Here is a 25,675-nt window from a genome sequence, read left to right as displayed (position 1 = left end):
CGACAAAGTCCTGGCCGTCACTTGATCCCATGCAAGGTTGGGGGCCGGGGTGACCCCTCATGGCAATAGATGGGTTACCGCCGTGAGGGGTCACCCCGGCCCCCAACCGTCCAAGCGCAAGCAAGCCCGCCCGACCCAAGAAGCTCCAACGTTTTGCAGGATCTGAAAGAACTTGCAAGAAGGAGATCAGGCTGCAGAGGTATCAACAGGCCGATCGCGGTGTTTAGGGGCTTTCGCGGTGGAATCACGAACCACCAGCTCAGGCCGGAACAGATACTCCGAGTGCGGCGCACCATGCCCATTGGTCTCGTCCATCAGCGAGCGAACCGCAGCCACGGCCATCGCGGTCACCGGCTGGCGCAGCGTTGTCAGCGGCGGGTCGGTGAAGGCGATCAGCGGCGAGTCGTCGAAGCCGATCACCGAGACGTCGCCGGGGACCGACAACCCCCGGCGGCGGGCGGCTCGGATTGCGCCCAGCGCCATCAGGTCGGAGCCGCACACCAGGCCTGTTGCTCCCATCGACAACAAACGGTCGGCTGCTACCTCTCCTCCCTCGACGCCGAACAGGGTCAGCGAGACGTAGTCGTCCAGCGATGAGTCGGCCACGCCGAGCTCTCGCTTCATAGCCTGGCGGTAGCCGGCCAGCTTGCGCTGGACGGCTATGAAGCGGTTCGGTCCTGAGATCATGCCGATGCGCTTGTGTCCCAGGGCTACCAGGTGCGTTACGGCCAGGTCGCCGGCCAGGCGCTCGTCGCATGAGACGAAAGGGGCCTCGATGCCCTCGGCGTAGCCGTTCATCAAGACGATGGGTAGGGGGCGGTCCAGCAGGCGCTGGTAACGCGCGTGGTCGGCTGTGGTGTCGGCGGACAGGCCCGAGACGAAGACGATTCCTGACACCTGGCGGTCGAGCAGCATCTCGACGTATTCGTCCTCGGTGACGCCGCCGGGGGACTGGGTGCACAGGACCGGGGTGTAGCCCTGTTGGGCCAGGGTTGACTCGATCACCTGGGCGAAGGCGGGGAAGATCGGGTTGTCCAGCTCGGGGACGACCAGGCCGACCAGGCCGGCGCTGCGCTTACGCAGTCTTTCGGGGCGCTCGTAACCCAGTACGTCGAGCGCGGTGAGCACCGCCTGGCGGGTCTCGTGGGAGACGCCGGGGCGGTCGTTGATGACACGCGAGACCGTCGCCTCACTGACCTGGGCCTGACGGGCGATGTCGGCCATCCGTGCACGCATAGCGACAACTCTAGTGCTGCCGTGTGTCCGGGGAGTTCCTGCAAGCTCTTCCATTCGTTGCAAGCTCTTGCTAACGTCCCCGCAACAACAACGACATCGGCCGATGCCGGTCGTACGTGCTTCACGCTGCGCTTATTCGGGTGCGGCTATGAGACAGCAGTCCCCACCCCGCTGCAAGGCGGCGACGCGTGCCTTGCAGTTGATGAAAGTTTCTGCACAGACTGAAACGACTGGAGACGCCCATGCGCATCCGACCCATAGCCGCCGTTCTGACCTGCGCCCTTGCCCTGGCCGGCTGCGGCGGTGGCGGCGACGACAAGACGGCCCCGGGAAGCGGCGAATCGGCCGCCCCGGCCGGCCAGAACGAGCTGCTGATCTGGGCTGATGACAAGCGGTCGGCCGCCCTGAAGCCGTTCGCGGAGAAGTTCGGGGCCGAGAACGGCGTGACCGTGAAGGTCCAGGCCATCTCCAAGGACCAGCAGACCACGTTCGTCACCGCGTCTCAGCAGGGCAGCGGGCCGGACGTGATGGTCGGCGCGCACGACTGGATCGGCAACCTGGTGCAGAACGGCGCGATCGACCCGGTGCAGCTGTCGCCCGAGCAGACGAGCGGCCTCAACCCCAACGCGCTCAAGGCGGTCACCTTCAACGGGCAGACATACGGGGTTCCGTACGCGATGGAGAATCTGGCCCTGATCCGCAACACCGACCTCGCACCGCAGGCTCCGGCCACCATTGAGGCGCTGGTGAGCGAGGCGGGCAAGCTGAAGGCGGCCAAGAAGGTCTCGGAGACGCTCTGTCTGCAGGTCGGCCAGAACGGCGACGCGTACCACCTGTATCCGCTGTATTCGAGTGCCGGCGGCAACCTGTTCGGCACCAGCGCGAACGGTGACTACGACCCGAAGAACCTGGGTGTGGGCAAGCCGGAGTCGGTCGAGGCGTTCAAGAAGATCGCCACGCTGGGGGAGAAGGGGTCGGGCGCGCTGAAGCGGTCGATCACGCCGGAGAACTCGATCGCGACGTTCACCGGCAAGAAGTGCGCGTTCCTGGTCAGCGGGCCGTGGGCGATCACCGATGTGAAGAAGGCCAAGCTCAAGTACGACATCAGCCCGGTCCCGGGGTTCGACGGCGGGCAGCCGGCGCGGCCGTTCCTCGGCGTGCAGAGCTTCTACGTCGCGTCGAAGGGCAAGAACAAGGCGCTGGCGCAGGAGTTCGTCACCAACTACGTCACCACGCCCGAGCTGGCCGTCGCGCTCTATGAGGCCGAGCCGCGGCCGCCGGCCCTGACCGCGGCGTTCGACCAGGTGAAGGCCCAGGACGCCGACCTCGAGAAGTTCATCGCGGCGGGCAAGGACGGCCAGCCGCTGCCGGCCATTCCGGAGATGGCGGCGATCTGGGACCCGTTCGGCAAGGCCGAGGCGGCGGTGATCGGCGGTGCCGACCCGGCCAAGACGATCACGGCGGCGGGCAGGACCATCTCGGCCGCGATCAGCAAGTAGATGACGGCGACCAAGCTCGGCGGGCCTGTGGTGCAGGCCCGCCCGGCCCCGGAGGAACCGTCCGGCCGAAAAGGACAACTCGTCAAGATCCCGCTGCTGGGACTGACCGTCGCGATCGCGATCTGGGCCGCCTTCCCGCTGATCGACAACGAGGCCTGGATCGGCCTGGCGATCCTCGTGGCTACGACGGGCGGCCTGGTCCACCTCTATTCGACGCCGCGGCACATCCCGCTCAAGTACCTGGCGCCGGGCACGATCCTTCTGCTGTTGTTCCAGGTGTTCCCGGTGCTGTACACGGCGAGCACGGCCTTCACGAACTTCGGCGACGGCCACCGGGGCAGCAAGCAGGAGGCCGTCGTGGCCATCCAGACGGCGTCGGTCACCCGGGTGCCGGGTTCCCAGCAGTACGCCCTGCGGATCGCGACCACCGGCGACCCGGCCACCGGCCCGCTGGTCTTCCTGATCACCGACCCGGTCACCAAGCAGGTCTCGGTGGGGGACGCCGACGGTCTGAAGGCGATCCCGGACGGCGACGTGGCGAGCGGCTACACGGTGCTCAGCTTCGGGCAGGCCGGCGAGCGCAGCGCCGAGATCACCGCGTTCGCCGTGCCGACCCCGGGCGGGGCCATCCGCTCGTCGGGGCTGACCCGGGCGTACGAGGGAAGGGCCGGCCGCGCCTACGACGAGAACTGTGACTGCATCCGCGACACCACGACCGGGCAGACCTGGACCGCGGACGAGAACGTCGGCGCGTTCGTGGCGGACAACGGCGAACGGCTCGCGCAGGGCTGGAAGGTCACCGTCGGGCTGAGCAACTTCACGCGGGTGCTCACCGACTCCGCTGTCTCCGGACCCTTCCTCCGTACGCTGGTCTGGAACTTCGGTTTCGCCGTCGCGTCGACCGGTGGCACGTTCGTGCTGGGGCTGCTGCTCGCCATGGCCCTGCACTCCGACCAGGTCCGCGGCCGGCTGTTCTACCGGGTGCTGCTGGTGCTGCCGTACGCGATGCCGTCGTTCGCGATGCTGCTGGTCTGGCGCGACATGTTCAACACCGATTTCGGGCTGATCAACAACCTGTTCGGCAGCCACGTGGACTGGTTCGGGGGCAGCGCCTCGGCCCGGCTGGCGGTGATCCTCGTGCAGCTGTGGCTGGGTTATCCGTACATGTTCCTGGTCGCCACCGGCGCGCTGCAGGCGATCCCGCGTGAACTGAGCGAGGCGTCGCGCATCGACGGCGCCAGCCCCTGGGCCGGGTTCCGCCGGATCACGCTGCCGCTGCTGATGGTGGCACTGACCCCGCTGCTGATCTCGTCGTTCGCGTTCAACTTCAACAACTTCAACGCGATCTACCTGACCACCGAGGGCGCGCCGTTCCCGGCCGACAACCCGGGCAACGGGGCCACCGATCTGCTCATCACCTACACGTACCGGATCGCGTTCGGCGGGGCCGGCGCCAACTACGGCTTCGCGGCCGCCATCTCGATCTTCATCTTCCTCATCGTCGCCGTGGTCTCCGCGATCAGTTTCCGGCGCACCCGCCATCTGGAGGAGGTGCACTCATGACGTGGCTCAAGCAGGTGGGCTGGCGGCATCTCGTCGGCGTGCTCATGCTGGTCTTCGCGCTGGCCCCGATCCTGTTCGTGGTGTCGGCGGCGCTCAACCCGCTCGGCACCCTGTCGTCGAGCGAACTGGTGCCGACCGGCGCGTCGGCCGGCAACTTCACCCGGCTGTTCAGCGAGACCCAGTTCGGGCGCTGGTTCCTCAACTCGCTGGTGATCGCCCTGGCGTCGTCCGGCGCCTCGGTGTTCATCTCGGCCCTGGCCGCGTACGCGTTCAGCCGTCGCCGGTTCCGCGGGCGTCGCGTGGGTCTGCTGTCGGTGCTGCTGATCCAGATGTTCCCGCAGTTCCTGGCGATCGTCGCGATCTTCCTGATCTTCTCGACGGTCACCGACCTGTGGCCCGGCATCGGCTTCAACACGTGGTGGGGCCTGATCCTGCTCTACCTCGGCGGCGCCCTGGGCGTGAACACGTGGCTGATGAAGGGATTCTTCGACACGCTGCCCCGCGAGCTCGACGAGTCGGCCACAGTGGACGGCGCCTCGCACGCGCAGGTGTTCTTCCGGATCCTGCTGCCGCTGGTCGCGCCGATCCTCGCGGTCACCGCGCTGCTGGCGTTCATCGGCACCATCAACGAGTTCCTGATCGCCAACGTGTTCCTCACCGACCAGGGGTCCAAGACGCTCGCCGTCGGCCTGTTCGGTCTGGTGGCGGGGGAGCGCAACAACAACTTCGGCGTGTTCTGCGCCGGCACGCTGCTCACCGCGATCCCCACAGTGTTCGTCTTCCAGCTGTTGCAGCGCTACATCACCGACGGCCTGACCGCCGGAGCCGTGAAGGGATGATCACCCGGCCGCACCACGACGGCAGCGAGCTGTACGTCAGCGATCCCGCGCCGGCGCTCGGCGACACGGTCACCGTGTTCGTCCGGGTGCCGCGCGGGACCGGGGTGTCGCGGGTCCACATGCGATGGGTCCGCGACGGCGAGCCGGTCTTCACGTCGTTGCGGATCGACCGTCGTACGGGCGGCGACACGTGGTGGCGGGGCGAGATCGAGGCGCACAACCCGGTCACCCGCTACCGGTTCCTGCTCGGCACCACGACCGGCGTCCGCTGGCTCACCGCGGTCGGGGTGACCGCCCACGACGTGCCCGACAGCACCGACTTCCGGCTGGTGGCCGAACCGCCGGCGCCGGCCTGGGCCCGCGACGCCGTCATCTACCAGATCTTTCCCGACCGGTACGCCCGTTCCCCCGCCGCCGATCTGCGGGAGACCCCGGACTGGGCCGTGCGGGCGTCGTCCTGGGACGAGCCGGTCGAACCCGGCCCGGACGCCGTCCGCGTCCTCTACGGCGGTGACCTCGACGGCATCGCCCGGCGCCTCGGCCACGTCACCGATCTGGGCGCCGACACGATCTATCTGACCCCGTTCTTCCCGGCCCGTTCCAACCACCGTTACGACGCCGCCGGTTTCGACCGCGTCGACCCGCTGCTGGGCGGCGACCGGGCCCTGGAACGGCTGTCGTCGGCCGCCCGCGAGCGGGGCCTGCGGCTGATCGGCGACCTCACCACCAACCACACCGGCGACGCGCACCCGTGGTTCGGCCGCCGCCCCGAGTTCTACTACCCGGGCGTGTTCTGGCTCGGCGTGCCCAGCCTGCCCAAGCTGAACTGGGCCAGTCCCGGGTTGCGCCGGGAGTTCCGCGGCATCGTGCAGCAGTGGCTGTCCGAGCCGTACGGGCTCTCGGGGTGGCGCATCGACGTCGCCAACATGACCGCCCGGCACGGCGCCGACGACTGGAACCACGAGGTCGCCGCGCTGCTGCGCCGGGCCTTGCGGGACGCGCGGCCGGACGGGCTGCTGATCGCCGAGCACGGCCACGACGCGACCGGCGACCTCGACCGCGACGGCTGGCACGGCACGATGAACTACGCCGGGTTCACCCGTCCGGTGTGGTGCTGGCTGCGCGCCGAGACCGTGCCGTTCGACGGGTTTCTGGGCAACCCCGAGGAGCTTCCCGTACGGGATGCCGGCGCGCTGGTGGCGACCATGTCCGCGTTCGCGTCGCAGATGTCGTGGCGGTCGTGGGAGGCGTCGTGGTCGCTTCTCGGTTCCCACGACACGGCCCGCATCCGTACGGTCGTGGGCGACGCCGAGCGGCAGCACGTGGCCGCGGGGCTGTTGTTCACGCTGCCCGGCACGCCGATGGTGTTCGCCGGCGACGAGATCGGGCTGACCGGCGGGGGTAACGAGTCGGCCCGCGTGCCGATGCCGTGGGACCGGCCGTGGGACACGGTCACCCTGTCGCGCTACCGCGAACTGATCGCGCTGCGGAAGTCCTCGCCCGCACTGCGGAGGGGCGGCCTGCGCTGGGTCCACGCCGACGGCGACACCCTGGTCTTCCTGCGTGAGAGCGCGGCGCAGAGCGTTCTCGTGCTGGCCCGCCGCGCGGCCGGCGATCCGATCAAGCTGGTCGGTCTGCCTGCCGACACAACCCTGGAAAACCTTTACGGCGGCGCGAAGCCGCTGCACATTGAACCCGATGGTTCCACCGCCATCGATGGCTACGGCCCGGCCGTCCAGGTCTGGGCTCTCCCATAAGAGAGGGACATAGTGGTCTCCAGAAGTCGGCGGCTCCTGGCCGCTGCCGTAGCACTGACCTTGCCGTTCCTGACCGCGCTCCCGGCCCGGGCGGCCGAACCCAAGGCTCCCGGCGACGCCGTCATCGCCCAGTGGGGCACCGACCGGCCCGCGGACAACGAGCAGTACTACTTCGTGCTGCCCGACCGGTTCGCCAACGGAAACAAGGCCAATGACAAGGGCGGCCTGACCGGCGACCGGCTCACCACTGGCCTCGACCCGGCCGACAAGGGCTTCTATCACGGCGGCGACCTGGCCGGCGTGATCGACAAGCTGGACTACATCCAGGGGCTGGGCACCACCGCGATCTGGCTCGCCCCGGTCTTCAAGAACCGGCCCGTGCAGGGCAGCGGCGACGACGTCTCGGCCGGCTACCACGGCTACTGGATCACCGACTTCACCCAGGTCGACCCCCACTTCGGCAGCAACGACGAGCTCAAGAAGCTCGTGCGGCTGGCCCATCAGCGCGGCCTGAAGGTGTTCCTCGACATCATCGCCAACCACACGGCCGATGTGATCAAGTACGCGGAAGACAGATACACGTACGTCGACAAGGCCACGGCACCGTACAAGGACGCTCAGGGCCGGCCGTTCGACGACCGCAAGGGCTCGTTCCCCGCGGTGTCGGCCGGCAAGTCGTTCCCGTACACGCCGGTCTTCGCCAACGCGGCCGACGCCAAGGTGAAGAAGCCGGCGTGGCTGAACGACCCGACGATGTACCACAACCGGGGCGACTCGACGTTCGCCGGCGAGAACAGCGAGTACGGCGACTTCTTCGGCCTCGACGACCTGTGGACCGAACGGCCCGAGGTCGTGCGCGGGCTCACCGACATCTACGCCTACTGGATCGCCGAGACCGGCATCGACGGCTACCGCCTCGACACCGTCAAGCACGTCGACCTCGACTTCTGGCCGCAGTTCAGCGCGGGCATCGAGAAGGCCGCGGCCCGGGCCGGCAAGAAGGACTTCTTCATGTTCGGCGAGGTCTACAGCGCCGACCAGGAGATCGAGTCCACCTACGTACGGCAGGGAAAGCTGCCCGCCACGCTGGACTTCTCGTTCCAGGAGGCGGCCAAGAACTTCGTGGCCGGCGACGGCTCGGCGAAGGCTCTGGCCGACCTCTACGCCAAGGACGACCTCTACACCGCGCGGGACACCGACGCCGGTCGCCTGCCGACGTTCCTGGGCAACCACGACATGGGCCGGATCGGGTCGTTCCTCAAGGGCGACGACGCGCTGCGGCGGGACCAGCTGGCGCACGAGCTGATGTTCCTGACCCGCGGGCAGCCGGTCGTCTACAGCGGGGACGAGCAGGGTTTCACCGGGCCCGGCGGCGACAAGGACGCGCGGCAGGACATGTTCGCGTCGAAGACCGCCGACTATCTGGACGACGACCTGATCGGCACCGACCGCACGCACGCGGTGGACAACTACAACACCGCGCACCCGATCTACCGCACGATCGCGTCGCTGGGGGCGCTGCGGAAGGCGAACCCGGCGTTGCGCGGGGGAGCGCAGGTCACCCGGCACGCGGCCGACGGTGTGTTCGCGGCGTCGCGGATCGACCCGGGCCAGCGCGTGGAGTATGTGGTGGCGGCCAACAGCGGGACGACCGCGCGGACCGTCACGGTCGACACGTGGTCGGCGGGGGCGACGTTCCGCGGCATCTACGGATCCACCGCGGCGACGCCGACGAGCGGCGGCAAGCTGACGATCACCGTGCCGCCGCTGTCGGCTGTCGCTTTCAAGGCGGACAAGACGCTGCCCGCACCCACCGCCGCGCCGACGGTCAAGTTCACCTCGCCCGACGCCGGCAATGTGGCTACGCGCACGAAACTGGCGGTGGAAACGACCGGCGACCCGCTGGCCCGGGTCACGTTCGCGGCTCAGGTCGGCGACGGCCCGTGGCAACTGATCGGCTCCGGCACCAGCTCGGCCTACCACGACCTCACGGGACTGGCCGGTGGCACGACCGTGCGCTACAAGGCGGTCGTCCGTGACAGCAAGGGACGGCTCGCGTCGGCCGCCACCAGCATCAAGGTGGGCACGGCGGTCACGGCGACCAGCCCCGACTACGCGGTCGTGCACTATCAGCGGCCGGCCGGGGGCTATGACGACTACGGCCTCTACGTGTTCGGCGACGTCGACCCCTCGATGACGACCACCTGGCCGGCCGGGCAGCCGTTCACCGGCGAGGACGCGTACGGGAAATTCGCCTTTGTGAAGTTGGCCCCGAACGCCAGGAACGTGGGCTTCATCGTGGTCAGCAAGGACGGCGTGAAGGACGTCGACGCCGACCGGTTCTTCGACCCGTCGCAGAACGGGGAGATCTGGCTGAAGCAGGGCGACGCGAGCATCACGACGACGCCGCCCAGCGTCGAGCAGGACCCGAACGTGGCGACCATCCACTATCGGCGGGCCGACGCCGACGGCTGGGGGCTGCACGTCTGGGACGGCGCCGCGAACCCGACCGACTGGGCCGCGCCGCTGCCGCCGACCGGGACCGACTCGTTCGGCCCCTATTGGAAGGTGCCGCTGGCGGCCGGGGCGACCGCATTGAAATACATCATCCACAAGGGCGACGAGAAGGATCTGCCGGACGACCAGCAGCTCACGTTCGCCGAGGGCGGGCGCGAAATCTGGCTGCTGGCCGGTGTCTCGCCGCGGCTCGCGCCGGTGGTGAAGAAGACCGGCTCGGGTGGCGTGATCGACGTGACCAAGGCGTCGGCCGTCTGGATCGACCGCGGCACGGTCGCCTTCAAGCCGGGCGGCGCCACCGACGGCAAGATCTATGACCTGGTGTACGCGCCGGAGGGCATCGGCAACACGGTCTCGGGCGACTTCAAGAGCGTCCGGCTTTCCGTACGGGCGGACGGGCTCACCGAGGCGCAGCGGTCCCGGTTCCCGCACCTGTGGCAGTACGACGCGTTCCAGCTGCCCCGGGGCGTGGACGTCAAGGACGTGCTGCGCGGGCAGATCGTGCTCACCGAACGGGACGCGACCGGCAAACTGCTGGCCGCCACCGGGGTGCAGACGGCGGGCGTGCTCGACGACGTCTACGCCGCCGCGGCCGCCGACGCAAAGCTGGGGCCGGTCGGCACCACGCTGTCGGTGTGGGCGCCCACGGCCCGCAAGGTCGACCTGCAACTGTTCGACACGGCCGAGTCCGGCCCGTCGATCGTGGCCATGACGCGGGACGACCGTACGGGAATCTGGTCGGTCCGCGGCCCGGCGTCGTGGAAGGGCAAGTACTACTCCTACCGCGTGACCGCGTGGCAGCCGGCGGCGCAGCGGCTCTTCACGGCCGCGGTCACCGACCCGTACGCGCTGGGCCTGTCGACCGATTCGCACCTGAGCCGGATCGTCGATCTGGCCGATCCGGCGCTGGCCCCGGCCGGCTGGTCCGCGCTGCGCAAACCGGCCGCCGTGCCCGCGGCGAAGATCCAGATTTCCGAGCTGTCGGTGCGGGACTTCTCGATGGCCGACAAGTCGGTGCCGGCCGCGCGGCGTGGCACGTACGCGGCCTTTACCGACTCGTCCACCGACGGCATGAAGCACCTGGCCGCGCTGGCCGACGCCGGGGTGACGCACCTGCACCTGCTACCGGCGTTCGACTTCGCGACCATTCCCGAGAAGCGGGCCGACCAGAAGGTTCCGGCGTGTGATCTGCCCTCGCTGCCGCCGGACTCCGAGGAGCAGCAGAAGTGTGTGGCCGCGGTGGCCGCCATCGACGGCTACAACTGGGGCTACGACCCGCTGCACTACACGGTTCCCGAGGGCGGGTACGCGGTCGACCCCGCGCAGCGCACCAAGGAGTTCCGGCAGATGGTGGCCGGGGTGAACAAGGCCGGGCTGCGCGTGGTGATGGACGTCGTCTACAACCACACCTCGGCCGCGGGCACCGACCCCAAGTCGGTGCTCGACCAGATCGTGCCGGGCTACTACCAGCGGCTGCTGGCCGACGGCACGATCGCCAACTCCACCTGCTGCGCCAACACGGCGCCGGAGAACGCGATGATGGGCAAGCTCGTCGTCGACTCGCTCGTCACCTGGGCCAGGCAGTACAAGGTCGACGGGTTCCGCTTCGACCTGATGGGTCACCACCCCAAGGCCAACATCCTGGCCGTACGGGCGGCGCTGGACCGGCTCACGGTGGCGCGCGACGGGGTCGACGGCAAGAGCATCAACCTGTACGGCGAGGGCTGGGACTTCGGCGAGGTCGCGGGCAACGCGCGCTTCGTGCAGGCGACCCAGGCCACCATGGCGGGCACGGGTGTCGCGACGTTCAACGACCGGCTGCGGGATGCCGTACGCGGTGGTGGGCCGTTCGACGAGAACCCGCGGGTGCAGGGCTTCGCGACCGGGCTGCTGTCGGCTCCCAACGGGGACGCGGTGAACGGTTCCGCGGCGGAACAGCGGGCGCGGTTGCTGCACTACCAGGATCTGATCAAGGTGGGGCTGAGCGGCAACCTGGCGTCGTACCGATTTACGGCGTCCTCAGGCGCGGTCGTCACGGGTTCGCAGGTCGACTACAACGGCTCGCCGGCCGGCTACACCGCCGCGCCCGGTGAGGCGATCACCTATGTCGACGCGCACGACAACGAGATCCTGTACGACGCGATGGCGTTCAAGCTGCCCGCCGGCACGCCGGCGCTGGAACGGGCGCGGGCCCAGTCCGTCGCCCTGGCCACCACCGCCCTCGGGCAGGGGGCCGGGTTCGTGACGACCGGGAGCGAGCGGCTGCGGTCCAAGTCGCTCGACCGCAACTCGTACAACTCGGGGGACTGGTTCAACCAGATCGTCTGGGACTGCGCGGACGGCAATGGCTTCGGCCGTGGGTTGCCACCCGCCGCCGACAACTCGGACAAGTGGGTGTTCGGAAAGCCGCTGCTCGCCGACCCGGCGCTCGTGCCGCGGTGCTCCGACGTGGCCGTGGCCGACGCCCGCTACCAGGAACTGCTGAAGATCCGCGGCTCGTCGCCGGTCTTCGGCCTGCCGACCGCCGCCGAGGTGCAGAAGCGGCTGACGTTCCCGCTCTCCGGAGCGGCCGAGACCCCGGGGGTCGTCACGATGACCCTGGACGGACGGGGAATCGACCGCACCTGGAAGTCGGTGACGGTGGTCTTCAACGGCACCTCGGCGGCCACCACCCAGACCGTCGGGTCGCTCGCCGGCAGGACGGTCGCGCTCCACCCGGTCCAGCGGAACTCCGCCGATCCGCTGGTCCGCTCGGCGTCCTTCACCAAGGCCACCGGTGCCCTCACGGTGCCGGCCCGTACGGTCGCGGTGTTCGTCGAGAGCTAAGGGGCGGGGACGGTCGCGAGCCGGGAACGCAGGCTCGCGACCGGCTCCGGCCGGCCCAGGAAATAGCCCTGGGCGAACCGGCAGCCGAGCGTGATCAGCAGGTCGAGCTGATCCTCGGTCTCGATGCCCTCGACCACCACCTTGAGCCCCAGCGTGTGGCCCAGCTGCAGGATCGCGCGGACCAGCTCCTGCTGGCGCTGGTGGCCGACCAGCCCGGTGATGAACGAGCGGTCCACCTTCAGCACGTCGACCGGAATGTCCCGCAAGTAGCCCAGCGACGAGTAGCCGGTGCCGAAGTCGTCGATGGCGATCCGCACGCCCAGCTCGCGCATCTCCTCGAGACGGCCCGCGGTGACCGCGATGTCCCGCATGAGCACGGTCTCGGTCAGCTCCAGCACCAGGCACTCCGGGGCCAGGCCGGTGCCGGCCAGGGCGTAGGCGACCCGGTCGGTCAGATCCGGCACCTCGAGGTTGGCGGCCGACAGGTTGACGCTCACCCAGTGGGGTGCGGTCTCCGGCGACGACTCCTGCCACTCGCGGACGGTCCGGCAGGCCTCGATCATCATCCAGCGGTCGATCTCGGTGATCAGCCCGGTCTCCTCGGCCAGCGGGATGAACGCTCCCGGCGGCTGCAGCCCGCGTTCCGGATCCTCCCAGCGCACGAGCGCCTCGACCCCGCGCAGCTCGCGGGTCGTCACGTCGACCACGGGCTGCAGATGCAGGCGTAGTTCGCCGCGGTGCACGGCCTCGCGCAGCCGGGACTCCTGGTCGAGCCGGTCGAGCAGTTGCTCGTGCATCCGGGTCTCGAAGACCTGGTAGCAGTTCTTGCCGTGGGCCTTGGCGGCATACATGGCGACGTCGGCGTTGCGCAGCACCTCGTCGGCGTCGGCGTAGCGCTGCGCGCCGGGCACCACCCCGACGCTGACGCTGACCGTCGCCTCGCGCCCCTGCACCAGGAACGGCTTGTTGAGGGCGTCGACGCAGGCCTGCGCCGACCGTTCCGGGTCGGCCGCGTCCTCGAGCAGCACCGCGAACTCGTCGCCGCCGAGCCGGGCCACGGTGTCGTGAGGTCGCAACGCGCCGGTCAGGCGCTCGGCGGCCGTCCGCAGCAGCGCGTCGCCGGCGTTGTGACCGAGGCTGTCGTTGACCTTCTTGAAGCCGTCCAGGTCCAGATAGAGCACCGCCATCCCGGCGTCCCGGGCGGCCCGCGCTCGGGCCATGGCGTGGTCGACCCGGTCCAGCAGCAGTTTGCGGTTGGGTAGCCCGGTCAGACCGTCGTGCAGGGCCTGGTGCCGCAGGTCGCCTTCGAGCGCGCGTTGCCGGCTCACGTCCCGCAGCACCACCACCCCGCCGATCCGCCGGCCGTCCTTCTCGATCGGGCTCACCGTGTACGCCACCCGCACCGACGTGCCGTCCGGCCGGTCGACGGTGACCTCGGCTCGTTCCACGTCCGGCAGCAGGGTTGCGGCCTCCTGGTCGAGCAGCCCCTCGACGCCCAGACCGGTGATGCGGCCGGCGGCCTCGTTGGCGAACGTGATGCGGCCGCGGGCGTCGACCCCGCAGATGCCCTCGCCGGCGTTGGCCAGGATCCGGTCGGTGTACTCCTTGGCCAGGATCTCGCGGGCCGACCGGTCGAGGCGCACGGCCATGTCGTTGAACGCGTCCCCGAGCCGGGAGATCTCGTCGCGCCGGCCGAGGGTCACCCGCTGGGTGTAGTCACCGTCGCGGATGCTCTCCACCGCCCGGGTGAGGCGTCCGATGCGCCGGACGATCGACTCGGCGGTGACCACACCGAGCGCCAGCACCAACAGGATGCAGATGATGCCGGCGATCAGGATGATCGTCTCGGCCCGCGCGGTGACCGCCTTCATCTGCTCGTAGAGCGGGGTGTACTCGAGGATGACGGCTCCGAGGGTGGAGCCGCCTTCGCCGATCACGGGCACGACCACCTGCTGGATGCCCTCGGGATAGTCGACGCTGGTCTCGACGAAGACACGGGACCTCCCATCGGCGATCGTCCGGCCGACCTCGTTGCCGAGGTCGTGGTCGAACGGCATGCCCGCGTTCTCGGGCACAGCGTCGGCCAGGATCCGTTTGCCGGTGTCGACCACGACGATGTCGCGGTTCTGCAGGTCGTGCAGCCGTTCCAGATAGGCCCGGAGTGCTCCCGGGTGCTCGATCAGCGATGGCGGCTGCTCGCCCTCGGTGTCCGCGGCCAGGCCGAACGCGACGTCCTTGGCGATGCCCCGCGCCACCTGCTCGGCCTCGGTGATCGCGGCCTGGCGGGTGGTCTCGGCGTCGGCCCGCAGCACGACGGCACCCGTCACGGCGACCATCGCGGCCACCGTGAGGAAGCCGCCGAGCAGCTTCTGCCGTACGTTCATGCCGACTTGTCCCGTTCCGCCCGGCGAAGGTCCCCCTCCTCCTGTTCGGCGCGGATCGCCGCGGGGTGAGCGTCAGGGGGCGGCGACGGGCTCCCGCTCCGGTTCGGTGGCCGGTGTGCGGGTCATCCGGGCGCGCAGCCCGAGCGCCACGGCGATCACGATGGCCACGCCCGAGGTGACGCCGACGACCGTGGTCGAGAGGTCGAACAGCTTCAGGGCGCTGGCCAGCAGCACGATGACCAGGGCGGCCCGGACCAGTCCGGCCGGGGCGCGGGACGAGACGCGGGAACCGATCAGCACGCCCGGGATCGAGCCGACCAGCACGGCCGCGGCCAGGTCGAGCTGCAGATCGCCGAAGAAGGCGTGTCCCAGGGCGGCCGCGGTGACCAGCGGGATGGCCTGCACGAGGTCGGTGCCGACCAGGTTGTTGGCGCGCAGCGTGGGATAGAGCGCCAGCAGCGCGACGATGATCAGCGAGCCCGAGCCGACCGAGGTCAGGCCCACGACCAGGCCGCCCAGCGCGCCGAGAACGACCGTGGGCACCGGGCGGACCGTGATGCGGCCGTCACCCTCGCCCTTCTTGCGGCTCACCCACCCCTTGAGCAGCAGGCCGCCGGCGGCCAGCAGCAGGGCCACGCCCAGGGCGACGCGGATGGCCTGCTGCACCGACTCGTCGTCGCCGAGCAGGCGCAACAGCAGCACCCCGAGGAACGCGCTGGGCACGCTGCCCACGCACAGCCAGCCGACCAGCGACCAGTTCACCGTGCCGCGGCGGGCGTGCACCCAGCCGCCGAACGGCTTCATCACCGCGCTCGCGGCCAGGTCGCTCGACACGGCGGCGACCGGCGGGACGCCGAAGAAGAGCACCAGGATGGGGGTCATCAGGGCGCCGCCGCCCATGCCGGTCAGGCCGACGACGATGCCGACGCCGAGCCCGGCGAGCGCAAGGGTCCAGTCCACCGGACGAGTCTCGGTGCTAATCCCTGCTTTGTCCACTAAATCAGTGGACTTTGTCGAGTTTCCCAGCTTCCGGGACTTTCCGGCGGTGCCGTTTCCTCGCGCCCCGGGAGTGTCCGGCCCGGGAGGGGGTACGCGGCGTCCTTCCACCGAAACCGACATGGAGGACGCTGTGACCACCGCACGCGAGATCATGACCCCCGACGCCACCTGCGTGGGCGAGAAGGAGACCCTGGCCGACGCCGCCCGCAAGATGTCCGAGCTGGGGGTCGGTTCGCTGCCGATCTGCGGCGAGGGCAACCGCCTCAAGGGGATGCTGACTGACCGCGACATCGTCGTGAAGGCCATTGCCCAGGGTCGTGACCCGGGCTCGTGCTCGGCCGCCGAGTTCGCGCAGGGCAAGCCGGTGACGATCGGGGCCGACGACGACACCACCGAGATCCTGCGGACCATGGCCGAGCACAAGGTGCGCCGCCTTCCCGTGATCGACGGCCACCAGCTGGTGGGCATCGTGGCGGTGGCCGACGTCGCCCGGGCTCTGCCGGACCGCCCGGTGGGTGACCTGATCGACGCCATCAGCGAGTAACCGGTCGTTGCCGCGGCGCCGCCCTCACCCGGGGGCGGCGCCGCGTTCTGCGTCACAATCGGGTGCGGAGATCGCGGGAGTGGATCAGGAGGCGTAGTGTACGAAACAGTTTCGTTTCGCAAGGCGTACCGGACGGGGGGTTGTCATGGCTGAGCAGGCGCGAACCGCCGCACCGGCCGGGCGGTCCCGGCGCCTCGACGGCGAGCGTGAGCAGGCGATCCTGCGCGCCGCCTACGAGTTGCTCGGCGAGACGGGCTATCAGGGCCTTCGGGTGGACGCGGTGGCCGCCCGGGCCCAGGCGAGCAAGGCGACGCTGTACCGGCACTGGCCGACCAAGGCCGAGCTGGTCCTCGACGCCGTGCGTGCCTGCAAGGCGGCCGATGCCCCGCTGCCCGACACCGGGTCGCTCCGCGGCGACCTGCTGGCGTGGTTCGACGACATCGCCTGCATGATCAGAAGTGACGAGGGGCCGCTGCTGGCCGGGCTGTTCATGGCCCTGCACACCGATCCGGAACTCGCCGTGCATCTGCGTCAGATGCGCGAGTCGAAGATTCCGCTCGCAGAAACCATCTGCGGGCGGGCCGAGGCCCGCGGCGAGCTGCGCCCCGGCTACGACGCCCGGCTGATCGACGAGATCGTGCCGGCCGTGGTCTTCATGCGCGGCTTCGCCCTGGGCGAGCCGATCGACCAGCCGTTCCTCGACCACCTCGTCGACGACATCATCCTGCCCCTGCTCCAACGCTGACTTCTTCCCTCCATCAACACCCGCGTCCCTGACGCCGGTGGATCTCCGCATGCCCTTCTAAGGGGGACCCTCCATGTCCATCACGACTTCTGACGCCTCCACTCCGCCGGATATATCGCCTAAACCGCGAAATCGGTGGCTGGCTCTGGCCGTCATCGCGGTGTCGCAGCTGCTGATCGTGCTCGACGCCACGATCGTCAACATCGCGCTGCCGACCGCTCAGGCCGATCTCAACATCAGCGACGCCGACCGGCAGTGGATGATCACGGCGTACGCGCTGGCCTTCGGCGGCCTGCTGCTGCTCGGCGGCCGGATCGCCGACTTCACCGGCCGTAAGCGGGCCTTCATCATCGGCCTGCTCGGCTTTGCGGGCGCGTCGGCGCTGGGCGGCCTGGCCACCAACGCCGAGACGCTGTTCGCGGCCCGCGCGCTGCAGGGGGCGTTCGGCGCGCTCATGGCCCCGGCGGCGTTGTCGCTGCTCACGGTCACGTTCACCGAGGCCCGCGAGCGGGCCCGGGCGTTCGGCGTCTATGGCGCCATCGCCGGTGGCGGCGGCGCAGTCGGCCTGCTGCTGGGCGGGCTGCTGACCGAGTACGCCTCGTGGCGCTGGACCCTGCTGGTCGGCACTCCGATCGCGATCGTGGCCGCGCTGGCCGCCGTCCGGTTCGTCGGCGAGAGCCGGGCCGAGGGCAACACCCGCTACGACCTGCCCGGCGCGTTCACCTCCACGGCCGGCCTGGTCGCCCTGGTGTACGGCTTCACGAAGGCCAGCGAGGACGGCTGGGGCTCGGCCGTCACCGTCGGCTGGCTGGTCGCGGCCGTGCTGCTGCTGGTGTCGTTCGTCGTCATCGAACTGCGCAGCTCGCACCCGCTGCTGCCGATGCGCGTCATCCTCGACCGCAACCGCGGGGGAGCGTACATCTCGGCTCTGCTGATCGGCTCCGGGCTGTTCGGCATGTTCCTGTTCCTGACGTTCTACCTGCAGCTCACGCTCGGCTACTCGGCCCTGATGACCGGCGTGGCGTTCCTGCCGTTCACGTTCGGCATCATCGCCGGCGCCGGCTTCTCGGCCCAGATGCAGACCCGGGTCGGACCGCGCGTCCTGATGTCCGGCGGCCTGCTGCTGGCCGCGATCGGCATGGTCATGCTGACCCAGATCGGCGTCGACACCGGCTTCTGGACCCACGTGTTCCCGGCCGAGCTCGTGCTCAGCTTCGGCATGGGCGTCACCTTCGGGCCCATGTCCAACACGGCCCTGGTCGGCGTGGCCGGCCACGACGCGGGCGTGGCCAGCGCAATGATCAACACCACCCAGCAGATCGGCGGCTCGCTGGGCACGGCCCTGCTCAACACCATCTTCACCTCGGCCCTGGCCGGTTACCTGACCGATCACCGGGGCGAGATCACCAGCCCCGACCAGGTGCCGGCCCTGCAGGCGGTGGCCACGGTGCACAGCTACACGGTGGCGTTCTGGGTGAGCGCGGCCCTGGTCGGGGTGGCCGCCCTGGTCGCGCTGATCCTGGTGCGGGCCGGCCGGGACGAGGTGGCATCGAACGAGGGCGTCCCGGTCGCGGTCTGACCGTCAGTCCTGACTACGCGGCAGACGCACGGTCACCTTCGTCCCCGCCTGTTCCTGGGAGGCGAGGGTGATCGAGCCGCGGTGGCGCTCCACGACCACCCGGCTCAGCGCCAGGCCCAGCCCGGCCCCGGGGATCCCGGTGTGCCGGGCATTGCCGCCGCGGTAGAGGCGCCGGAACAGGCGGGCCTGCTCGGAGGGCGCCACCCCCATGCCCTGGTCGGTGATCGTCAGCACCGCGATCTCGCCGTGCTCGTCCTCCAGCGACACCGTGACCACCGAGTCGGGTTGGCTGAACTTGATCGCGTTGCCGAGCAGCGCGTCCACCACCTGCCGCAGCCGGCCGCCGTCGCCCGCCATCTCGAGGCGGGGCGGCAACGTGCTGCGGATGGTGATCCGCCGGGCCTCCGTGCTCGGGACCAGCGCGTCGATCGCGGCCCCCACGATCTCGGCCAGGTCGATCGGCTTGACCATCAGCTGGGCGTGCCCGGACTCCAGCGCGGCCAGGTCGAGCAGCTTCTCGACCAGGTCCCGCAGCCGGGCGTTGTTGCGCTGCACCACGTCGAGCAGCTCGCGCACCTCGCCCAGCGACGCGTCGTCGGGGGATTCGGCGATCAGGTCCACGTACGCCCCGATGGACGTGAGCGGTGTCCGCAACTCGTGGCCGACCAGCGAGATGTACTCGTCGGTGGCGGCGGCGAGGTGCAGCGCGAGCACCTCGGCCCGGCGCTGCTCCAGGAACGTGCCGATCAGCGCGGCCAGGCCAGTGAGCAGCACCGCCAGCGCCGGGTCGGGTTCCTGGCGGGCGTACGAGAAGAAGGTCAGCACACCCACGACCCGGTCCCCGCCGTGCACCGGCACCGCGCCGGCCGCCCGGTAGGAGCTCTCCGCGACCATGCTGGGCAGCACCGGCGAGTCGGGCGACCGCAGGTCGGGCACCCAGATCAGCTCGGCCTGCTCCCAGCAGCGCCCGGCCAGCCCGACCCCGCGGGCGAAGCTGACCGGGACCGGCAGCGGCCGCTCGCCCGGCGCCGTGTAGATGCCGGCCGGTCGCAGCAGGTCGGTGATGTCGTCGACCAGCCACAGCCGCAGGTAGGGCCAGTTCAGGGTGTCGCCGATCGCGGTCAGGATCCGGTCGGCGGCGTCGTTGGCGTGCGGGAAGTCCGCGATCACCTTCAGCACCTGGTTCTCGCAGTCCTGGTACTGCTGCGTGCGGTACTGCGTGGTCACGTCGTGCATGGCGGCGACCGCGCCCGTGACCTTGCCCTCCCGGTCCCGGACGGGGGTGGCGTTCACCGCGTACCAGCGCGGCCGGCCGAGGTCGTCGTGGGTCAGCACCTCGGCGCTCTTGACCTCCTCGCCGTCCAGCGCCCGGGCCAGCGCCCGCTCGTGCGTGCGCAGCGGCGACCCGTCGTCGTGCAGCGAGCCGAACGACACGTCGGCCACACCGTCGGTGGTGAACTCGCGCATCGCCCGGTTCACCAGCACCACGCGGCCGTCCCGATCGCATGCGGCGACCCCGGCGTCAAGGGTGTCGAGCAGCGCCTCCAGGAAGGCCGGGTCGCTGGGGGCCACGGACGGCTCGGCCATGCGCGCCGGGACGGCGTCGAGGTGGGTGCGCAGCGCCTCGGTCAGCTCGGGCACCCCGAACGGCTTGCCGATCACGGCGAGCGCGCCCGTCGAGGCCAGCCGGGGGTCGCCGGGCAGCAGGTAGGCGGTGATCAGCACGACCGGGGTGGCGGCCACGCGCGGATCGGCGCGCACCGCGTGGCACAGCTCCAACCCGTCCAGGTGGGGCATGTCGACGTCGGCCACGAGCAGGTCGGGGCGGCGGTCGATCACCGCCTCGAGCGCCTCGCGCCCGTCGCTCGCGACCACCACCTCGTGCCCGAGCCGTCGGACGACCTCCGCGATCACCCGCTGATGATCAAGGTTGTCCTCGGCCACCACCACACACGCCACGGCTGTCAGGCTAGGGCCGCCCGATCGCGGCCCGAGCGGCTTTTGGCGTATCACTCCCCGGACGGGGTGATCTCAGACTCTTCTCGGCGGTCCCGTCGTGCGCTCGCGGGGCGGTAGGGGTAGGTGAACAGAGTGCCGGAGAACAATGTCGGACTGCGGTCCGAGCGCGGGCCCGTCCTCGCCGCGGTCATGCTGTCCACCGCCCTGATCGCGATCGACTCGACGATCATCGCGACCGCGGTGCCCTCGATCGTGAAGGACATCGGCGGCTTCACCGAGTTCCCGTGGCTGTTCTCGATCTATCTGCTCGCCCAGGCCGTGTCGGTGCCGATCTATGGCAAGCTCAACGACCTCTTCGGCCGCAAACCGGTCATCTTGTGGGGGATCGGGCTGTTCCTGCTCGGCTCGATCCTGTGCGGCGCCGCCTGGAGCATGCTCACGCTGATCATCTTCCGGGTCGTGCAGGGCCTCGGCGCCGGGGCGATCATGCCGACCACGATCACGATCGTCGGCGACCTCTATTCCGTACGGGAACGGGCCAAGGTTCAGGGATACGTGGCCAGCGTCTGGGGTGTCTCGTCGGTGGTCGGCCCGACCCTGGGCGGCGTGTTCAGCGAGTGGATCGACTGGCGCTGGATCTTCTTCGTCAACATCCCGCTGTGCCTGCTCGCGGGCGGCATGATCCTGCGCAAGTTCCAGGAGCGGACGCACCAGCGCGGCCGCCCGGTCATCGACTATCTGGGCGCCGCGCTGCTCACCGCGGGCCTGACCCTGGTGATCCTGGGTGTGCTCGAGGGCGGGCAGGCCTGGGCCTGGGACTCGCCGATCAGCCTGGCCGTGCTGCTGGGCGGCCTGGCCCTGCTGGTGATCTTCGGTTTCGTCGAGCGCCGCGCGCCCGAGCCGGTGCTGCCGTTGTGGGTGTTCCGCCGGCGGTTGCTGGTCACCAGCGGCCAGCTGGCGATCGGCGTCGGCGCGATCCTGCTGGCGCTCAGCGCGTACGTGCCGGTGTTCGTCCAGGACGTGCTCGGCTGGGGGCCGCTCGTGGCCGGGTTCGCCCTGGCCGCGCTCACGCTGGGCTGGCCCATCTCGGCCAGCCAGGCCGGCAAGGTCTATCTGCGGGTCGGGTTCCGCTGGTGCGCGGTGATCGGCACGTCGCTGGTGCTGGCCGGGTCGGCGCTGTTGCTGCTGCTCGACGAGAACTCGTCGGTGTTCACGGTCGGGCTGTTCTGCCTGATCATCGGTCTCGGCATGGGGCTGACGGCGGCGCCGACGCTGATCGCGGCCCAGTCCAGCGTGGGGTGGTCGGAGCGGGGCGTGGTGACCGCGAACAACATCTTCCTGCGTTCGCTCGGCAGCGCGCTGGGGGCCGCGGTGTTCGGGGCCATCGCCAACGCCATCATCGGCAGCGACGAGGTCGACCCGGCCCGCCTGACCGACGCCGTCCACCGCATCTTCATCGGCATGGTGCTGGTCGCGGTGGCGATGCTGGTGCTGGCCGCGCTGATCCCGCGCTCGGCCGACGCGGTCACCGCTTCGCCCGCCCCCGAAGCGGACCGGGCCGTGAGTGATTAATCGGAGGCGGCCGCGGCCGTAGGGGACTAGCGTCCGGAAAGTCAGGTCCGGTCTTCTGGAGGAGGAGCAATGCGAAACGGTTTCCCGCCCAGCCCGTTGGAAGCCGTCTCCTCGAAGGATCTGACTCCGCGTGCCCTTTCTCAATCTCGGGATCGTCGCCCATGTCGACGCCGGTAAGACCAGCCTGACCGAGCGCCTGCTCTACGCCGGCGGCGTGATCGACGCCGTCGGCAGCGTGGACGCCGGCACCACCCGCACCGATTCGCTCGCCCTGGAACGCCGCCGCGGCATCACCATCAAGACCGCGGTCGCGTCGTTCCCGCTCGGCGACCGCACGGTCAACCTGATCGACACGCCCGGCCACCCGGATTTCATCGCCGAGGTGGAACGGGCCCTGCGCGTGCTCGACGGCGCGGTGCTCGTCGTGTCCGCCGTCGAGGGCGTGCAGGCGCAGACCCGCGTGCTGATGCGCACCCTGCGCCGCCTCCGCGTGCCCACGCTGATCTTCGTCAACAAGATCGACCGGGCCGGGGCGCGCTACGACGGGGTGCTGGGCGAGATCGCGGCCCGGCTGACGCCCGGCATCGTGCCGGTGAGCGGCGTGCGCGACCTCGGTACGCCCGGCGCTTCGGCGCATCCGCTCGGTTGTGCCGATCCTGCGTTCGTCTCCCGGCTGGTCGACCTCTCCGCCGACTCGCTTCTGCTGGATCGCTGGGTGCGCGACGAGCAGGCGATCCCGTACGCGGTCCTGCGTGACGTTCTGCAGTCGTGCACGCGGTCGGTCGAGGTGCACCCGGTCTACTTCGGTTCGGCGGTCACCGGGGCCGGAGTGGACGCCCTGTTGCACGGCCTGACCGACCTGTTGCCGGTCGCTTCCGGAGATCCTTCGGATCCGCCGGACGGCACCGTGTTCAAGATCGAGCGGGATCGGGCCGGAGCACGGATCGCCTACGTGCGGATGCGGGGCGGCACGCTCCGGGTCCGGGACCACGTTCCGTTCGGGTCGGACGCCAACGGAGTGATCACTGCCATCGACGGTGTGGAGGGCGGAGCGTCGGTGCGACGGCAGTCCGTCTCGGCCGGCGAGATCGCCAAGGTCCACGGCCTGCGCGAGATCCGGATCGGCGACACGATCGGCGATGACGTGGCCGGGGCGCCGGGGGCAGAGGGCGGCGCTGGGGCCGAGCTGTTCGCGCCGCCGACGCTGGAGACCGTGGTCGAGGCGGTGCACGGGTGGCAGCGGCGGGAACTGCACGCGGCGCTGACCGAGCTGGCCGAGCAGGACCCGCTGATCGGGCTGCGCCAGGACGACCGGCGCGGGGAACTGGCCGTCTCGCTCTATGGCGAGGTGCAGAAGGAAGTGCTGGAGACCACGCTGGCCGAGGAGTACGGGGTCGCGGTCGCCTTCCGCGAGACCAGCGTCCTGCACATCGAGCGGCCCACCGGCCCGGGCCACGCCGTCGAGCTGCTCGGCAAGGACGGCAACCCCTATCTGGCCACGCTGGAGATGGTGGTCGAGCCGGGGCCGCCCGGAGTGACGTTCGAGCTCGACGTCCCGATCGAGCAGGTGCCGATCCACCTGTTCAAGACGGAGCGGTTCTTCGCCGACGCCCTAGAGGAGACCCTTCGCCGTACGCTCACGCAGGGTCTGCACGGCTGGCCGGTGACCGACGTCCGGGTCCGGGTGACGCGCACGGGTTTCGTCTCGCCCGCGACCGGGGCCGGTGACTTCCGCAAGTTGCTGCCGCTGGTGCTGATGAGCGCGTTGGCGCGGGCGGGCACGGTCGTGTGCGAACCGCTGCACCGCTTCCGCCTCGACGGCCCGGCCGACACGCTCGGGGCGGCGCTCGGCGTGTTCGGCCGCTATCTGGAGTCGTCCCGGGTGGAGGGTCCGGTTTTCGTGGTCGAGGGGCTGGTCCCGGCCGCGCGGTTGCGTGAGCTGGAGATCGCCGTGCCCGGGCTGACCCGCGGGGAAGGGGTGCTGGAGGCGGCGTTCGACAGCTACCGGCCGGCGCCGCCGCCCTACCCGTCGCGCGAACGGTGGGACGACAACCCACTGGACCGCCGGCAGTACCTGCTGCGCGTGGAGCGGCGCCTGCGGCTCTGAGGCGTCGTGGGTGACCACCCACCACGGCCGGCGGCCGCGTTACGTGCCCGGTGTGTTTCCGCAGCTCGCGAGGCGCGCCCGGGGCGGCCCCGGTGTGTTTGTGGGACACGACGTCGCGTACGAAGGCATTGTTTTGCTCGGCACTTTGATGTGTGGCATTGCCATAGTGTGTGAGACACAGTATTGTTCTGGACATGACAACGGACGCGACACTAGCCAGCCACCTGCAGGAGCTGCGCCGCGGCACGGTGGTCGTCGCCAGCCTCACCGTGCTGCGCACGCCGGGCTACGGCTATTCACTGCTGGAGACGTTGAGCGAGTCCGGTTTCGAGGTCGAGGCCAACACGCTCTATCCGCTGCTGCGCCGGCTCGAGGCGCAGGGGCTGCTGACCAGCTCGTGGAACACCGACGAGGCCCGGCCGCGCAAGTTCTACACCACCACCCCGCAGGGCGACGCGGTCGCCGAGGCCCTGCGCACCGAATGGGCTCGTCTCGACGACGCCATCGGCGACCTCTCCACCGACTCCGTCTCGACCCCCGGGAGCGACAAATGACCACCAGCCTCGTCGACCGTTACGTCTTCACCGCCCTGCGCCGCGTGCCCGAGCAGCAGCGCGCCGACATCGACCGCGAGTTGCGCGCCTCCATCGAAGACGCGGTGGACGCCCGCATCGAGGCCGGCGAGGCCCGCGAGGCCGCGATCGAGCGCACGCTGCTCGAGCTCGGTGATCCCGACCGATTGGCCGACAGTTATGCCGACCGGCCCAACTATCTGATCGGCCCCGAGCTCTACCCGGTCTGGCGCCGGTCGCTGATGGCGCTGCTGACGATCGTCCTGCCGATCGTGGTCGTGGTGGTGGCGGTCGTGCAGGTGCTGGCCGAGGACGCCGGCGTCGGCGAGGTCATCGGCTCGGCGGTCGGCACGATCATCACGGTCGGCGCGCACATGTGCTTCTGGGTCACGCTCGGCTTCTGGATCGTCGAGCGGACCGGCGCCGGCAAGGACGATCTGAACCGCCCGTGGACGCCCAAGGACCTTCCGCGCTACGAGCCGGGCGCGCTCACCCGCGTGCAGTTCGCGGCCAACCTGGTCTGGCCGGCCGTGCTGATCCTGGCCATCGTGCTGCAGCAGTTCACGTTCACCGACGAGCCGCTGCTCGACCCGGCGAACTGGTCGTTCTGGTGGCCGGTGCTGATCGCTCTGGTCGTCCTCAAGGGGATGTGGGCGTTCTGGGTCTACCGCCTCGGCGCCTGGACGCGGCAGGTGGCGGCCGTGAACGCGGTGCACGGCGTCGTCACCGGTGGCGTGATCCTCTACCTGCTGGCCAGTGACCACTTCTTCAACCCGGCGTTCAGCGGCTTCAACGGCACGGATGTCGACCTCGAGGGCTGGATCTCGGTGGCCGTCATGATCACGACCGCACTGAGCATCGTCTACGACATCGTCGACGTGGCCCGCAAGGCCGAGCAGGCTCGCAAGGGCCTGGGCGTCAAGATCCCGGGCACTGGCAACACGTACACCGCCGGCTGATCCACCCTCCCGCAGCGC

16 protein-coding genes are annotated in these 25,675 nt (G+C 70.1%); 12 read left to right on the top strand and 4 right to left on the bottom strand.

The window, feature by feature from the left end; genetic code table 11:
* Positions 1–186: 186 nt before the first annotated feature.
* The gene (locus JIG36_RS50200; protein ID WP_203384043.1) at positions 187–1,236 is read right to left on the bottom strand and encodes a LacI family DNA-binding transcriptional regulator; all 1,050 of its coding nucleotides are present in this window, start codon (positions 1,234–1,236) and stop codon (positions 187–189) included.
* Positions 1,237–1,478: 242 nt separating this feature from the next.
* On the opposite strand from JIG36_RS50200, the gene JIG36_RS50195 reads away from it, so the two are divergent.
* Genes JIG36_RS50195 through pulA form a run of 5 tightly spaced genes read left to right on the top strand, consistent with a single transcriptional unit; the run spans position 1,479 to position 12,237 of the window.
* On the top strand, positions 1,479–2,735 hold the full coding sequence (locus JIG36_RS50195) for a sugar ABC transporter substrate-binding protein (protein ID WP_203384042.1): 1,257 nt from the start codon (positions 1,479–1,481) through the stop codon (positions 2,733–2,735).
* Complete coding sequence (locus JIG36_RS50190; RefSeq protein ID WP_203384041.1) at positions 2,736–4,298, top strand: ABC transporter permease subunit; 1,563 nt, start codon at positions 2,736–2,738, stop codon at positions 4,296–4,298. It abuts the gene before it with no gap.
* A complete protein-coding gene (locus JIG36_RS50185; protein ID WP_203384040.1) occupies positions 4,295–5,137 on the top strand; it encodes a sugar ABC transporter permease in 843 nt (280 codons plus the stop codon). Before JIG36_RS50190 ends, JIG36_RS50185 begins: the two co-directional genes overlap by 4 nt.
* Positions 5,134–6,894 (top strand): glycoside hydrolase family 13 protein, encoded by a 1,761-nt coding sequence (locus tag JIG36_RS50180; protein ID WP_203384039.1) that lies wholly within the window; start codon positions 5,134–5,136, stop codon positions 6,892–6,894. Before JIG36_RS50185 ends, JIG36_RS50180 begins: the two co-directional genes overlap by 4 nt.
* A 12-nt stretch (positions 6,895–6,906) precedes the next feature.
* Positions 6,907–12,237 (top strand): pullulanase-type alpha-1,6-glucosidase, encoded by a 5,331-nt coding sequence (gene pulA, locus JIG36_RS50175; RefSeq protein WP_203384038.1) that lies wholly within the window; start codon positions 6,907–6,909, stop codon positions 12,235–12,237.
* On the opposite strand, the gene JIG36_RS50170 is transcribed toward pulA, so the two are convergent.
* A complete protein-coding gene (locus JIG36_RS50170) occupies positions 12,234–14,621 on the bottom strand; it encodes a putative bifunctional diguanylate cyclase/phosphodiesterase (RefSeq protein WP_203384037.1) in 2,388 nt (795 codons plus the stop codon). The genes pulA and JIG36_RS50170 overlap by 4 nt on opposite strands.
* A gap of 72 nt (positions 14,622–14,693) precedes the next feature.
* Positions 14,694–15,581: a sulfite exporter TauE/SafE family protein gene (locus tag JIG36_RS50165; RefSeq protein WP_203384036.1), complete on the bottom strand. Its 888-nt coding sequence runs from the start codon at positions 15,579–15,581 to the stop codon at positions 14,694–14,696.
* Positions 15,582–15,750: 169 nt separating this feature from the next.
* On the opposite strand from JIG36_RS50165, the gene JIG36_RS50160 reads away from it, so the two are divergent.
* The 3 genes from JIG36_RS50160 (at position 15,751) to JIG36_RS50150 (ending at position 18,488) form a co-directional block, all read left to right on the top strand.
* Positions 15,751–16,164 carry a CBS domain-containing protein gene (locus tag JIG36_RS50160; RefSeq protein WP_203384035.1) on the top strand — a complete coding sequence of 138 codons (414 nt, stop codon included), beginning with the start codon at positions 15,751–15,753 and terminating at the stop codon, positions 16,162–16,164.
* A gap of 145 nt (positions 16,165–16,309) precedes the next feature.
* A complete protein-coding gene (locus tag JIG36_RS50155) occupies positions 16,310–16,909 on the top strand; it encodes a TetR/AcrR family transcriptional regulator (RefSeq protein ID WP_203384034.1) in 600 nt (199 codons plus the stop codon).
* A 73-nt stretch (positions 16,910–16,982) separates the two neighbouring features.
* Positions 16,983–18,488: an MFS transporter gene (locus tag JIG36_RS50150; protein ID WP_203384033.1), complete on the top strand. Its 1,506-nt coding sequence runs from the start codon at positions 16,983–16,985 to the stop codon at positions 18,486–18,488.
* 3 nt (positions 18,489–18,491) lie between these two features.
* Here the strand turns inward: JIG36_RS50150 and JIG36_RS50145 are convergent, their stop codons facing one another.
* On the bottom strand, positions 18,492–20,447 hold the full coding sequence (locus JIG36_RS50145; protein WP_203384032.1) for an ATP-binding protein: 1,956 nt from the start codon (positions 20,445–20,447) through the stop codon (positions 18,492–18,494).
* A gap of 132 nt (positions 20,448–20,579) precedes the next feature.
* Between JIG36_RS50145 and JIG36_RS50140 the strand changes: the two genes are divergently transcribed.
* From JIG36_RS50140 to JIG36_RS50125, 4 genes are all read left to right on the top strand, one after another.
* Positions 20,580–22,019 carry an MFS transporter gene (locus tag JIG36_RS50140; RefSeq protein ID WP_307873247.1) on the top strand — a complete coding sequence of 480 codons (1,440 nt, stop codon included), beginning with the start codon at positions 20,580–20,582 and terminating at the stop codon, positions 22,017–22,019.
* 130 nt (positions 22,020–22,149) lie between these two features.
* Entirely contained in the window at positions 22,150–24,126 is a 1,977-nt protein-coding gene (locus tag JIG36_RS54570) for an elongation factor G (RefSeq protein WP_203384031.1), read from the top strand.
* A 194-nt stretch (positions 24,127–24,320) separates the two neighbouring features.
* Positions 24,321–24,680 carry a PadR family transcriptional regulator gene (locus JIG36_RS50130; RefSeq protein ID WP_203384030.1) on the top strand — a complete coding sequence of 120 codons (360 nt, stop codon included), beginning with the start codon at positions 24,321–24,323 and terminating at the stop codon, positions 24,678–24,680.
* Entirely contained in the window at positions 24,677–25,657 is a 981-nt protein-coding gene (locus JIG36_RS50125; protein WP_203384029.1) for a permease prefix domain 1-containing protein, read from the top strand. Before JIG36_RS50130 ends, JIG36_RS50125 begins: the two co-directional genes overlap by 4 nt.
* Positions 25,658–25,675: the final 18 nt, after the last annotated feature.

Origin of the sequence: Paractinoplanes ovalisporus, assembly GCF_016834655.1 — a bacterium.
GTDB lineage: Bacteria > Actinomycetota > Actinomycetes > Mycobacteriales > Micromonosporaceae > Actinoplanes > Actinoplanes ovalisporus.
This window is presented reverse-complemented; position numbering and strand designations above follow the sequence as displayed.